This is a genomic window from Ktedonobacter robiniae (genome assembly GCF_016587375.1).
GTDB classification, from domain to species: Bacteria; Chloroflexota; Ktedonobacteria; order Ktedonobacterales; family Ktedonobacteraceae; genus Ktedonobacter; species Ktedonobacter robiniae.
In genome coordinates, this window is sequence record NZ_BNJG01000007.1 from 1 (window position 1) to 12,703 (window position 12,703).

General features: G+C 51.0%; 13 protein-coding genes and 2 pseudogenes. 5 read left to right on the plus strand and 10 right to left on the minus strand.

Annotated features, from left to right (window positions below):
* From JMJ04_RS45030 to JMJ04_RS45035, 3 genes and pseudogenes are all read right to left on the minus strand, one after another.
* On the minus strand, positions 1 to 376 hold a 376-nt coding region (locus JMJ04_RS45030), incomplete at its 3' end, for a MerR family transcriptional regulator (RefSeq protein ID WP_236039177.1).
* A 9-nt stretch (positions 377 to 385) separates the two neighbouring features.
* Positions 386 to 634 (minus strand): annotated as a pseudogene (locus JMJ04_RS49390) (zinc ribbon domain-containing protein); the annotation flags it as partial.
* Positions 547 to 1,563 (minus strand): hypothetical protein, encoded by a 1,017-nt coding sequence (locus tag JMJ04_RS45035; RefSeq protein ID WP_201376877.1) that lies wholly within the window; start codon positions 1,561 to 1,563, stop codon positions 547 to 549. The gene JMJ04_RS45035 and the pseudogene JMJ04_RS49390, both read right to left, overlap by 88 nt.
* A gap of 316 nt (positions 1,564 to 1,879) precedes the next feature.
* Here JMJ04_RS45035 and JMJ04_RS45040 point away from each other — a divergent pair, with 316 nt between their 5' ends.
* The 4 genes from JMJ04_RS45040 to JMJ04_RS48370 all read left to right on the plus strand — a co-directional run bounded on the left by JMJ04_RS45040 (position 1,880) and on the right by JMJ04_RS48370 (position 4,354).
* The gene (locus JMJ04_RS45040) at positions 1,880 to 2,752 is read left to right on the plus strand and encodes an SDR family oxidoreductase (RefSeq protein WP_201376878.1); all 873 of its coding nucleotides are present in this window, start codon (positions 1,880 to 1,882) and stop codon (positions 2,750 to 2,752) included.
* Positions 2,753 to 2,930: 178 nt separating this feature from the next.
* The gene (locus tag JMJ04_RS45045) at positions 2,931 to 3,356 is read left to right on the plus strand and encodes a J domain-containing protein (RefSeq protein ID WP_201376879.1); all 426 of its coding nucleotides are present in this window, start codon (positions 2,931 to 2,933) and stop codon (positions 3,354 to 3,356) included.
* Positions 3,357 to 3,426: 70 nt separating this feature from the next.
* A complete protein-coding gene (locus tag JMJ04_RS45050; protein ID WP_201376880.1) occupies positions 3,427 to 3,666 on the plus strand; it encodes a hypothetical protein in 240 nt (79 codons plus the stop codon).
* 556 nt (positions 3,667 to 4,222) lie between these two features.
* Positions 4,223 to 4,354, plus strand: coding sequence for a hypothetical protein (locus tag JMJ04_RS48370; RefSeq protein WP_268887453.1), 132 nt, complete (start codon positions 4,223 to 4,225; stop codon positions 4,352 to 4,354).
* A 20-nt stretch (positions 4,355 to 4,374) separates the two neighbouring features.
* On the opposite strand, the gene JMJ04_RS45060 is transcribed toward JMJ04_RS48370, so the two are convergent.
* The 7 genes and pseudogenes from JMJ04_RS45060 to JMJ04_RS45090 all read right to left on the minus strand — a co-directional run bounded on the left by JMJ04_RS45060 (position 4,375) and on the right by JMJ04_RS45090 (position 11,586).
* Positions 4,375 to 5,346, minus strand: a complete 972-nt coding sequence (locus JMJ04_RS45060) for an acetylxylan esterase (RefSeq protein WP_201376881.1) — start codon at positions 5,344 to 5,346, stop codon at positions 4,375 to 4,377.
* A 140-nt stretch (positions 5,347 to 5,486) separates the two neighbouring features.
* A complete protein-coding gene (locus JMJ04_RS45065; protein WP_201376882.1) occupies positions 5,487 to 6,797 on the minus strand; it encodes an amylo-alpha-1,6-glucosidase in 1,311 nt (436 codons plus the stop codon).
* 18 nt (positions 6,798 to 6,815) lie between these two features.
* The gene (locus tag JMJ04_RS45070) at positions 6,816 to 7,709 is read right to left on the minus strand and encodes a carbohydrate ABC transporter permease (protein ID WP_201376883.1); all 894 of its coding nucleotides are present in this window, start codon (positions 7,707 to 7,709) and stop codon (positions 6,816 to 6,818) included.
* A gap of 22 nt (positions 7,710 to 7,731) precedes the next feature.
* Complete coding sequence (locus JMJ04_RS45075; RefSeq protein ID WP_420799608.1) at positions 7,732 to 8,652, minus strand: carbohydrate ABC transporter permease; 921 nt, start codon at positions 8,650 to 8,652, stop codon at positions 7,732 to 7,734.
* Positions 8,653 to 8,709: 57 nt separating this feature from the next.
* Entirely contained in the window at positions 8,710 to 10,080 is a 1,371-nt protein-coding gene (locus tag JMJ04_RS45080) for an ABC transporter substrate-binding protein (protein WP_201376885.1), read from the minus strand.
* A gap of 503 nt (positions 10,081 to 10,583) precedes the next feature.
* A pseudogene (locus JMJ04_RS49395) lies at positions 10,584 to 10,685 on the minus strand (transposase); the annotation flags it as partial.
* Between the two features lie 112 nt (positions 10,686 to 10,797).
* The gene (locus tag JMJ04_RS45090; RefSeq protein ID WP_201376887.1) at positions 10,798 to 11,586 is read right to left on the minus strand and encodes a GntR family transcriptional regulator; all 789 of its coding nucleotides are present in this window, start codon (positions 11,584 to 11,586) and stop codon (positions 10,798 to 10,800) included.
* Between the two features lie 119 nt (positions 11,587 to 11,705).
* On the opposite strand from JMJ04_RS45090, the gene JMJ04_RS45095 reads away from it, so the two are divergent.
* Positions 11,706 to 12,692 (plus strand): ROK family protein, encoded by a 987-nt coding sequence (locus JMJ04_RS45095; protein WP_201376888.1) that lies wholly within the window; start codon positions 11,706 to 11,708, stop codon positions 12,690 to 12,692.
* The last annotated feature ends 11 nt before the right edge of the window (positions 12,693 to 12,703 follow it).

The window sequence follows — 12,703 nt, forward strand, 5'->3', positions numbered from 1 at the left end:
ATGATTTCACCGCTTTGAGCACAACCTCATGTGAGAGGTTATTCCCCTCCCGCTCAATGTACTTCAGGCGGGCCTCTATGTGAGCTAGCTGTTCCTGCTCGGCCTGAATATGCTGCTGGAGCTTTGCCTGTCTCAAGCGAAGCATTCCCTGAAGCGCATCTGGAGACAGCTCTTCGTCAAGACACGCAGTAATTTGCGTCAACTCAAAGCCGAGAGCTTTGAGTGCCAGAATACGATTGAGCCGAAGCAATTGATCGATAGCGTAGTACCGATACCCGGTCTCGGCATCAACCCGCATCGGTTTGAAGAGACCAATGTCGTCGTAGTAGCTCGCGTTAAAGTCAGCATGACATTCATAGCGGCAAGAGGAACACAAGAACAGCTTGCCTCCTTTGCCTGCGACCCGTTGCCCTGCCAGGGACTTGAACCTCACGCCTTTACACCCGCAACGAGAACAATACTGTGATGTGCCATGAGGATTGACTTCCACGCTCACGATACCTGATGCATACGCTTTTTCTTTGGCGAGCTGATTGATGTTGCCTTTCAATTGATTGGCTTGTTTGCGATTACGTCGCCGAGATTGGCCTCCTCCTTTGGGCTTGATCTTGCGCAAACGCTCAAAGAGGAGCACACAACCAGGATACTGTTCGCAGACTTCGACAATGGTTCGTGCGGTCTTGTGGGCCGTGTCCAGGTTTTGGCGGCGGATATGTGCCCAAAGGTGGTGATTGCTGTGCTCTCCTTTGACTGCTTGTCTGACTGCCTTTGCTTTTTCGCTACGCGCTTGAGGTGTTGGTAGCGATGCTGATCCAGCCCCTGATCGAAGACAAAACGGGTGTGGAGAATCTGCTCATGCTGTCTCACCGTAATCACGGCCAATTGCTTGACGTTGAGATCCACCGCCACCGTCACCAGATCAGGATCTTGTCTGCTCTCCACAATCTTTTTTGCTGAGATCATCCTGCGTTGGAAGCAATGAATGGCCGCGTCTTTTTTGCTCACAATCAGTTTGGGGCTTTCCATCTCCCAGCTCTCATCGGCTCGCCTCTGTTCAAAATAGCGGTTGTAACGGGTGGGATAGTGCACCCACACCCATGCCGTTCCATCATAGACCTTGAGGCGGATGAAACTCTTGCGCAGATCCAGCTCGTCCAGCTCCAGGCGGTAGGTGCCTGCGTAGAGGGTGGGATAATTGGTCGGGGTAGGACGTCCCGGTTTCCCTTTTGTCTTGCCTGTGGTTTGCCAGTGCGCGAGCGAGGTCAGATAGCCTCTGGCTTTGCCAATCACATCCTTGATGACCGAGCGGCGATACCGGTTCGGAAACGCGGGAAAGGCCGTGCTAAAATTCCAATCTGGCAGAGGATCAGGATGCTCAGTCGTTGCCACGGTTTGCCCCTCGGCCCAGGTGAGCAACTTGTCAGCAGAAATCAGCCCTGCCCGCACCTCATTGGTCTTCTTCGAGATGATGGTGACGCGTTCGGTCAGTTTGTCAGGGTGAGCGAGAAAAAAATCGAGATAGAAGCGACGAGCCGCATCAAGAACCGTAACGGTCTCTTCCAAGTACCGTCGTTTGTCTCGATTGGCTCCCCCTGATCTCGGTCAGAGAAATCCAGCAGGAGTTTGGTGGTTCTCGCCGTTTGTCCCATTGGACCTCCCCTTTTACCGCATCTTTGCGCACGTTTTCTCCAGCATGTTCTCTCTTCCTCTCTGCTCACACGCGTTTTTTCTTACTTTGCGCATTCTATCTCTTCTTATCTCCTTCTGTCAATGCTTTTTGTACGTCCACCAGAAATCTGATACCGTTGGAAAACGCTATCTCTCCAATAGAGAGCTATGATACAATCAAAATAGGCTTTTTTGATGATTGGAGAACATTATGCAGACACATATGAGTGGAAAAATCTGTATCATTACAGGCGCGAACTCAGGGATTGGCAAGGTCGCAGCACGAGAACTGGCAAAGATGGGGGCGACTGTTGTGCTGATCTGCCGCAGCCGCGACAAAGGGGAAGCAGCCCAACAAGAGATCAAGGCAGCGAGCGGTAGTAATGCCGTTGATCTGTTACTGGCCGACCTATCATCACAGCAATCCATCCGTCAGGTGGTGGAGCAGTTCAAGAAAAGATACACTCAGTTACATGTATTACTGAATAACGCAGGCGCGATGTTCCCCAGTCGTCGTGAGAGCGTCGATGGCATCGAAATGTCGCTAGCCGTCAACCATATCGCCCCATTTTTGTTCATCAATCTCTTGTTGGATACCTTACGGGCCAGCGAGCCTGCCCGCATCGTCAATGTGAACTCCGGAGCGCATTTCAGCGGTAAGATTAACTTTGACGATCTGCAATCGCAGAAAAAGTATGGTGGGTTGGACCTGCAGGCATATTCTCAATCGAAGCTGGCTAATTTGCTGGTCACTTACGAACTGGCCCGACGGCTCAAAGACACATCAGTAACCGTCAATGCGCTTCATCCCGGCTTTGTCGCCACCAATATCTCGCAAAATGCCGCACCCGGCCCGTTGAAACCATTCATGAGTGTTGTGGGTAGATTTATGGGTATCAACGTGGATGCGGGCGCGAAAACCTCGATCTACCTGGCCTCTTCACCAGAGGTCGAGGGCGTATCGGGCAAATACTTCGTCAAATGCGCCCCTGTGACTTCCAGCAAGCTCTCCTACGACGAAGCGCTCCAGAAGCGAATGTGGGAGGTCAGCGAGGAACTGACAAAGGCGGCAGTTCACTCATAAGAAAAAAAAGAAAGAACCACGATGTATCACGCATGGTTGAGGATAATGAATGTATCTATTACGTGTAAAAAACATTTACGATGTAGGGAATGATTATTATAGGATCCATATTGAGGATCACGGTATAAATTCACACAATCGAGAAGTTCGCCAATCTGTAAAGAACGCATTTGCTACCTTGCGCAAAGCCATCAATGCCTATCGCCTCCTACCTGAGTATGCTGCGCTCTATCGTACTGATGAACGATATAGTGTCAAGGGGAATTACTGGTGTTTGCACAAGCAATTGCTCTTACACTTTGCAACCTGGCTAGAATTTTCAGCTCCACTTGAAACATTGTTATGGGAGGCCAGGATGCGCGCCGAACAGCAATATTCTAGCTTTCAAGAGCCATATCAGGTCTCTCGGGCTGGTATAGATAATGCATTACGCTTCTTTGGCCTGGATCATACAGCCACGCAAGAGGACCTGAAAAGGCAGTATCGCCAGCTTGTCAAGCGCTATCATCCAGATACAGGCGGTGACGAAGCAAAATTCAAAACACTCCAATATGCCCATACTCTCTTGAAAACGTACATGAAGTCCGGTTCGCTTGTTGGCTAGAAAAAAGATCACTACTCAGGAAGGGCCATCAGGTCCTGTTAATACAGGAGTGAGAAGGCAGGTGAACCCCATGGACAACAAGCGAGGAATACGGTTCTCAGATGGGCGCGCCGTGTATCTTCCCCCAGAACAGGTTCTTGCCTTTCTCACCTGGCTTCACGACCAGATGCCGGACCTGCCTGAGGCCCTCGCCGCTTGGCTCGCACAGCAGCAACCACCCACCCCTAATCTCCCTGCTCTCCAACCCTCCTTCAGCACAGACAACATCAAGTTACGTTATTCTCCTGGCTATTATGCGCCAGGCATATGACTATCGTAACCTTGAAAATCTGCGTCTTCGTATCCTGATTGGCGAGGCTGTGTGAGGCACAATTACCTCATCCTTCCCCCGGAAGGACGGAGACCCACAATTCGAGCAAAACTTGCCTCCTGGATGCAGTTTTGCTTCACAGTTAGGATATTGCATCGAGTGAGCTCCTTCTCTATTAGGAAGATGATGGTAAAGCCCATATTGTCCAGGGATGGATACATTGCAGAGACAAAGAGAAATTATGATCTTCTCATTGAATGAGTGTTTCCCTGGTCGGGGTTCGATAGAACTATGGAGTTGGGGCTTCACCAAAAAGCCTCTCTATTGAATAGATTGCCGATACTATTATACTTGCCTAAGTAGCTTGTATGCAGCTTTCATGGGCATTATTTCTCTCGGCCTTGGTTTTGCTCTACACGCCATTATATAATCCGCAGCTTCTACGATTGCCCAGTGACCGTAGGCTCCGAAGGTATCCCTTGCCGCGTGATCGTGGCGACCTATCCAGCTGACAAAAAGAAGAGCTCCGTTGGCGTCACGCGCCCAGGAGTCATCTATGAACTCTTTCTTTACGGATCTGCCGCAACAGGCGTTCACCGCTTCGGATGTTGTTGAATTGCATCTACATTGTGGGGCCTTCGAGCCTGCACTCTCCGACGAAGATCAGGAAATCAACTCAGATTGCTAGTGCAGCCACTCGGCCTCTTGTTAGATGCACAGAGAACGGCGCACAAAGCGATATTTTTCTTCGTCGTGAATGAGACTGCCACCTTCATGCCCATTGTAAGGATAGACCTTCAGCTCCTTTTCGCAGAGTAAGTGATTATAGACTGCGAAACCGGTCGAGGGGGGGCAAATAGTATCGAGCAAGCCGAGCGAGAGCAGAACACGACAGGTGATGAGTGGTGCGAGGTTCAGGCAGTCAAAATAGCTTAGTGTATGAAAGCTCTCCTCAACGCGCTGAGGGTAGGTCTTCCAGTAATCGACCAGTTCCTGGAGAGGACCGGCACTAAAGACTTCGACTGCGCGCCGTAAGTGGCACAGGTAGGGCACATCGGCGAGAGCCGCAACGATACCTTTCTGTCTGGCAAGCGCCGCGGCCGCTAGCGCCAACCCGCCTCCCTGGCTGCCGCCGTGCAGGATCAGGGGGCCCACCTCCGGAAAGGAGCGTACGGACTCAATCGCGCGTACACAGTCCATATAGACAAAGCGATAGTAGTAGTTTTGTGCCTGAAGGATACCCCTGGTCATACAGCCAAGCACAGACCCGCTGTCGTAGTTATTGTTATCAGGTGTATCGCCATTCTGCCCGCGTACATCAACGGCAAATACACCATACCCCTGTAAGGCCCAGTCGAGATGAAAGCCTGGCAGACGCTTGCTGGCGCTATACCCATGATAACGTACAAGTGTGGGCATTTTTCCATCAACCGTCAGGCGATACTGCTTCTTTGGAAGAAGATACCAGCCCGCCACACGAGTCCCCTGCCCAAATCCATCGTAGGACACTTTATATACTGTCACGCGATCAACGGGGTAATCCTGCTCTTCTCTGGTGATATTGAGGGACTGAGACGAACTTTCCGCCAGGGTTTGTTGCCAGAAACTCATGAAATCATCTGGCCTGGTGAGCGGCGGTCGATAGCGTTCAAGCTGGGCCAGAGGCATGTCAACAAGCATAGTTCTTTTCCCTTATCTAAATATCAATACAATGATGAGAGCTCATGAGAAGAAGGAGAAAGTTAAGCTGGGTGCCGCCCCAGACTTATACCTATGTGTATGAGCCTGGGGCAGCACCCGACAACGATCTGCGCCCTTTTTCATTCGCCGCTGTAGAGCACATCTAAGAGGAGTGATGCCGTCCATGAGAACTGGTCTGTTCCGTGTCCCTGACCACTGAACGGGTTATAGTATTCGAAAAAGCCGTGCTGTTGAGGCAGATCAATTATTGTCTGGCGCAAACGCCGGGCATATTCGTGGTACCCGTAACGGTGTAAGCCATGAGCGAGCAGCCAGTTCATGTTAATCCAGACCGGGCCTCGCCAGTAGCGATTGGGAGAAAATTCAGCTGTCAGCCTGTCATAGCTTGGTACGGCGTATATCGCTTCATGCAAGGGGCTGAAAGCCTCTGAGTTGAGATAAGTATACATCCGCTGAGCGCGAGCCTGGTCAGGGATACTCGCGAAGAGCGGTACAAAGCCAGCAACGCTATAGGCATGGATCTGTTCATTCGCCACAAGGTCGAAATCGAGATAGATCCCGTGTTCGTCATCCCACAGCTTCTGGTTGATGGCCTGGGACGTCAGTTCGGCCCAGGCCTGAAATGGCACCGGGTCCTCGTTCAGGATTTGCGCAATCTCCGCGAGATCTCTATTCGACTGGCAGAGTAGGGCATTAAACAGTACATCTTGCACCAGAAAAGGGCAATCGCGGCGGATCTGTGCTTCATCGTAGTTCCGCGCGGCAAAGAGCTTGACAAGGTAGGCATAGCGGTCGTATTCCATCTTGGTAGGCCGATCCTCGGCATTCACAAGCTGAATATCCACACGCTGATACGCTGGAACCTCCTCAGCTTGAAGCTGCATACGCTGGAGAATAGCATCCCAGACCGGCGAGTTATCCAGTGATTCCCATGGATGCTGGATATACACGAGGCCTTCTCCCTGCGCATCACGTTCCTGATAGAGATACGTGTGCCAGGCTTTCAGGTGGGGAAACATCTCAGCCAGGAAAGCACGTGCCTGCGCAGTGTTCTGCGCGTGACGATACATGTGCAGAATAGCCGTCGCGTGCACCGGTAGCTGGACAAGGCCCGATGTCTCTCGATCACGAGGCGCGTAACGGTAGCGCTCAACCTCCCAGAACTGTAACCTATCCTGGTAGTTGCTCGCCTGGGGATTGAAGATCATGTGCGGGAGCATCCCGTTCGACCATTGGCCCGCAAAGAGGGTGCGCAGTTCTTGTTCGGCACGATCCTGATCATAATGGATATAGCCCATGGCAATAAAGGCAGAATCCCATGACCACTGATGGTGGTAAAGAATGGAGCCAGGTCTTGTAAAGGACCCGGTCCAGTTCCCCTGGAGCACCTTGATTGCCTCCTGGGCGAGTTGTTCATATTCGTGTTTCATAGCAGATGACACCTCCCTTTATCCTTTGAGACCCGTGAGTTGGATGCCTTGAATAATATGCCTTTGAGCGATAATATAGACAAGCAAAATGGGCAAGACAGCAAGCGCTGAACCCGCCATCAGCAACGTCCAGGATGTGGTGTACTCACCTTTGAACAGATTGAGCATTAATGGTACCGTGTACAGATTGGAGTTGCTAAGCATAATGAGCGGAGCAAAAAAGTTGTTCCACTGGCTCAGGAAGGAGATAACACCCAGTGCAGCCAGGGGAGCCTTGAGCAGCGGAAGGATCACACGCCAGAACAACGTCCAGCGATTGGCCCCATCCATGATAGCTGCCTCTTCCAGTTCTATCGGAATCCCCTTGATAAATTGACGCATCAGGAAAACGCCGAAGGCATTCAACAGGGCATAAGGAACGATAATAGAGAGATGCGTGTCGATCCAGCTCAGTTGTTTCATGACGAGAAAGAGCGGGATAATCGTGACTTGCAACGGGATCATCAAGGTAGCTAAAAACAGAATGAAAAGGGGGCCACGCAAGGGAAAACGAATGCGGGCAAAGGCATAGCCTGCCATGGAGCAGGTCAATAATTGAGATGCAACCACAACGAAGCAGATATAGATACTATTGAAGTAGGCAAGACCAAAAGGAAGAGCCTGCAAGGAATCGGGGTAATTCTGCCAGGCAACCGGATTGGGAATCCAGGTCGGCGGAACACTAAAGGCTTGCGTCGCCGTTTTGAGTGAAGTCAGAATCATCCATAAGAATGGCGCCGCCATAAGAATGGCGCCCAGGATTAAGAGGAGATTGATAACGATAGATCCCACCTTAATGGGAGATGTACGCTGAGTACGCGCTTTTGCAGCTTGCAAATCGACGCGCTTGCCGCTAGCATCCTCTTGTATCATGGATTTCCCCTTTCTAATTATTCTATCCCTCATAGTAGACCCAGCGGCGCTGAAGTGTGAACTGGAGCAGGGTGAGAGCCAGCAGAATCGCAAAGAGGACCACTGCCGCTGCGCTGGCACTGCCAAACTCAAACTTTTGGAAAGCAAGCGTGTAAAGGTGATAGACGATAGTATAACTGTCTTTCCCTGGTCCGCCACCTGTCATGACGTAGGTTTGATCAAACACCTCAAACGAATGGATAATAGAAATTACTGTAACAAAAAACAGGGTGGGCGAGAGCAGCGGCAATGTGATATGCCGGAAGAGCTGGAACTTATTGGCTCCATCGATTTTTGCAGCTTCTAGGTAGGATCCGGGAATACCTTGCAGCCCGGCCAGAAAAAGGAGCATGTTGAAACCCAGACCCCACCAGATACTGACAATGGCAATCGAAGGAATTACCAGATGGGCATCAACCAACCATTGGGGACCCTTAATGTGAAACCACTGATCTAAGAGCACATTGATGAGGCCAAAATTGCCATCCAACAACCAGATCCAGATGACTGAGACGGCCACTGAACCGGTAATTACCGGCATGAAATAGATCACGCGATAAATCGTTTTGGCACGGACCTTGTTGACCCCCATGGCGACAAGCAGCGCTAAAAGAAGACCTGCCGGAACTACAAGAATAGTGTAGTAAACAGTATTGATGAGTGCTGTTTGAAAATCCGGATCGGCAAACTGGTTGAAAAAATTCGCCAGGCCGATGAAATGCATGGGGCCTAGCCCATCCCATTTCACCAGGCTGAGAGCGAAGATAGAGACAAGTGGAATGAGCGCAAAGGCAATCAGCCCAATGAATTGGGGAAGCAGAAAGACATACCCCCAAAGAGCTTCCACTCTACGCCTTTTTCGTATCGGGTCTAAAGCTACGCGCTTGCTCAGGCGTAGCTTCATTTTAACGTTGGTCTCCATATGGTACTCCCTTTTCTCATGAAGGGCGACAAAAGTGTATTACTGGCCGGATTTGGCCTCTGTAATACGCTGATTAGCCATGTTGGCAACCTTGTTGAGTGTCTGCTGCACATCTGCACCTTGTAGCCAGACAGGTTCCAACTCTTTCAGAATATCCGTGGTTAATCCAGGAGTGCTATCCTCAGCCTGAAATGATGCATACCCAACGTTGCGCGTATCAATGAAGTATCGAGCGTGCTCAGGAATATTTCCGCTGGTGGCAATCTGGTCAATACCCTGGATTGAGGGTATTGAGCCGCTCGCGCCCTGGATCCTAAATTTTTGTCCCGCAGTAGAGACATACGATGTGAGAAATTGGAAGGCCGCATCGGGGTACTTCGTCTTGCTGTTCACAGACATAGACGTCACTGGCACTCCGGCGGGTTCAAGGCGCTTTCCCGTGTTTGGTGGGAGAGGCACAATGTCATACTGAAGATTACTTGCCTGCCTGAAGGCAGGAAGGTAATATCTCCCCGCACTTACAAAAGCTACCTGGTTGCTGATAAAGGCAAAATCAGCTCCCTGGCCTTTAGGAAGAACTCCAGCATAGACGATCTTTTTTGCACGTATATTATTTGCCAGCCACGTGAAAGCTTCGATGGACCTGGGATCCTGATTGGCGACGAACTTGCCACGACCGTTGTTGTCGTATACCACTCCGCCATTGGTCGTCACCCAACTCCAGAGCATAAGCGTTGCATTGGTGAGAATATAACCAGTTTTGCCTTTCGCAGCCACTTTGTCGAGCATTGATGAGAAGGTCTCTCGGTTCCATTTCCCCTGTTCATACAGGTCGGCTGGCATTTGAGTTATTCCCGCTTCTTGCAAAACCGTCTTGTTATACCAGATGACATACGGATTACAATCCACCGGGACGCCATAGATCTTCCCGTCGGGCGTTCTGGAAACGCCCCACAGTTTATCAATGTAGTCACTTGCCTTCTCCTGACTCTTGGATCCATTTAAGAGCGGAGTCAGATCGGTAATCACCTGGTCCTGGATGTATTGAGTCATTGATGAATTAGGGACATAGAACACATCTGGTGCCACTCCGCCAGTGAGTTGCGTCAGGATCTTGGCCCCATAATCAATGTCGGTTGTGGGAATCGGCTTGAATTGCGCAGCAATGTCAGGATGGCTGGCATTAAACTGGTTTGTATAGTCAAAAAATAACTTTAAGCGCGCGGCATCTCCCCAGGTCGACCAACTGATGTTTGCTTTGCCACCTGCGTTTCCACCGCTTCCGCATGCTTGCAGAACCGCCTCTACCCCACCGAGGGTTATACCCAGCGCGAGCGCTCGGCCGATAAAATTGCGGCGATCGATCTTCCCCTCCAGGAAATCTTTGACAAGCCCATGTTCCTTCTCCATTGAGAACACTCCTCCATCACATAAATAAGCGAGGCGTTGACGACGTAGTCCCAACATAACATTATAACGTTATTTCTAACTCGTTATAATGAGATGATAAGCCATCTTTACGGAATTGTCAAGGAATAAAATATGCACCTTCGCCAGCGCACTGTTGACTTGGTGAAACAAAACAGGGAAGATGAGTAACCAATTTTGCTTCTGATCATGGAGATTTTCTTTAGAATGTGTTTGTTAAAGGAAATCTAGCCAGTCAATTTGGAGAGTCGAGCCAGCATGAATCTACTGAGAGCTACTTTGATGAATGCCTCGCTGGTATCGCAACGACCCTCAAAGTCACGTGAGAAGCGTCGACATCGAGAGATCCAAGAGAACGTTCGCTCCACCACACATCGGCGGGGTTGGACCTGGAAGCGATGGGGCGTGCGCAGTTTAATGACCTGCACGCTCCAGCCAATCGGCTGGTCGGGTTTCGGTCAAAGGCTTGAGCCCCTGGTGCCCAAGCCTTCGACCGAAGGCTTGGGCACCAGGGGCTCAAGAATAGCCCATTGGGCGTCGGTGACATCACTTGGGTATGCTGCTCGGTTCCGGTGGGAACGCTTCACTCTGGCTCCTTCTTCTGGCTCTGTTGCTCGCAACGATCTCCTTTCTTTTCTGTATCGGCAATTTTTCAATTAGCAAACAGTTTCTTAGTTTGATTGTCGCTGTGGCGCAAGGTTACCATTCGTCCTGGTCGGGGGTAAACTCGACTTCGACGCGCGCGCGATCCCCCCGATGGAAGGTCCGCGAATACTCAAAGGCACGACCATCGGCAAGGTAGGCAATGCTGTCGAGCAGGAGCAAGGGACTTCCCAGCGCAATTTCGAGTAAGCGCGCTTCCCATTGCCCGGCGGCAACAGCCTCCAGGCTGCGCACTCCCCGCGCGATCTCCAGATTATAACGCGTGCGCAATACATGATATAGTGAAGTCGAAGCAAGGTCCACAGTATCCAGATCTGGGCAAAGCACTTTGGGAATGTATGTGGTCGAGACAAGAAGTCTCTCATCCTCTACCGAGCGCACACGCACTAGCACCTGTACCTCTTCACCAGGTAATAGGCCCAACATTGAGGCAACCTCTTTTGATGCTGGCTGTGGTTCCTGGCGCATGACTGTTGTTGCCAACTCTACACCCTGACGCCTGAGATCTTCGTAAATACCAAAAGCATGATGCACAAAGCGTTCTGGTAGCTTGGGTTTGGCAACAAAGGTCCCTTTGCCCTGGATTGTAAACAACTTCCCCTCATGCGTGAGTTCGCTGATCGCTCTGCGAACCGTAATACGGCTGACGCTAAATGTGCTCTCCAGCTCGGTTTCCGAAGGAATGAGCATACCCGGAGTCCAGGTTCCGTTAGTGATCTGGCTGGAGATACTTTCCTTAACCTGATAATACTTCGGGACAGGGAAGGCCTGTCGTCGTGTATCCCTCTCCTGCATATTCGCCTCATTCACGACACCTTTTTTCATAAATCCCTTATTCCCTCCTGCCAATAAGTGTTGACAGCGCTCTTTGCGATATGGTATCGTCTTGTTATAACGAGTTGGTTATGTCGTTATTATGATCAATCCGATGGTGTTTGTCAAGCATGAATAACACAAAACACAGCGTGTCCCTAACAGCCGCATCGGGACCGTTGACAAAAACGTCGGCTGTCCTGGCCTTCGATCTTGGTGGCACGCGGATTAAAGCCGGGATTGTGCGCGGAGCTGAGGTCTCCTCTGTCCATGTTAAAGCCCTCCCCCCACAAAGAGATGCAGCCAGTGTGCTCAATGCTCTGGTTAGTTTAGGAAAGCACGTACTACAGAGGCAGACAGTTCACGCAGTTGGTATTAGTTTGAAGGGTATTGTTGATCCCCAACGGGGTACTATCCTGGATGTAAACGAGTCCTTATCTGATCTTATCGGCTTCCCCATCGCGCAAACCCTGGCGGAAACCTTCCACCTACCAACCTTCGTGGAGAATGATGCCCGTTTGTATACGGTGGGTGAGATGGTCTATGGCGCGGGCAGACAGGTCGAGAATCTGCTCTGTTTGACGCTTGGCACCGGAATTGGTTGCGGGGTCGCACTTCAACGCCGGGTCGTGCGGGGCGCGCGTGGGCTCTTCGGATCAATGGGCGGCCATATCACCGTGCAGGTTGATGGGCCACGCTGTACCTGTGGCAACATTGGTTGCCTTGAAGCATTTATCGGGACCGCACCCCTGATGCGCAAGGCTGTAACGCTCTATGCCGGAAGTGGTATCACTCCCCCCGAAATGACCCCTCAAGGCATCTTTGCGGCCGCCCTGGCTGGTGACAAGATTGCGAGTGAAGTTGCTACCTACTTCGCGCATTATCTCAGTGTCGGGATTGTCTCATTAATCCATGCATACGATCCAGACCTCGTCGTGCTCGGTGGAGGGATTGCTGGCTCTTCTCAGCAGTTCCTGCCCAGTGTCCAGCAATACGTAGACGAGCACACATGGACCTTTCCTCGTGGTCGCACACAGATTAAGATAGCAGAACTCGGGGATACCGCTGCATTGGTTGGCGTCTCCGCGCTCGCGAGCGGACTGAACGTCTTGCTATGAAACGTTGGTAT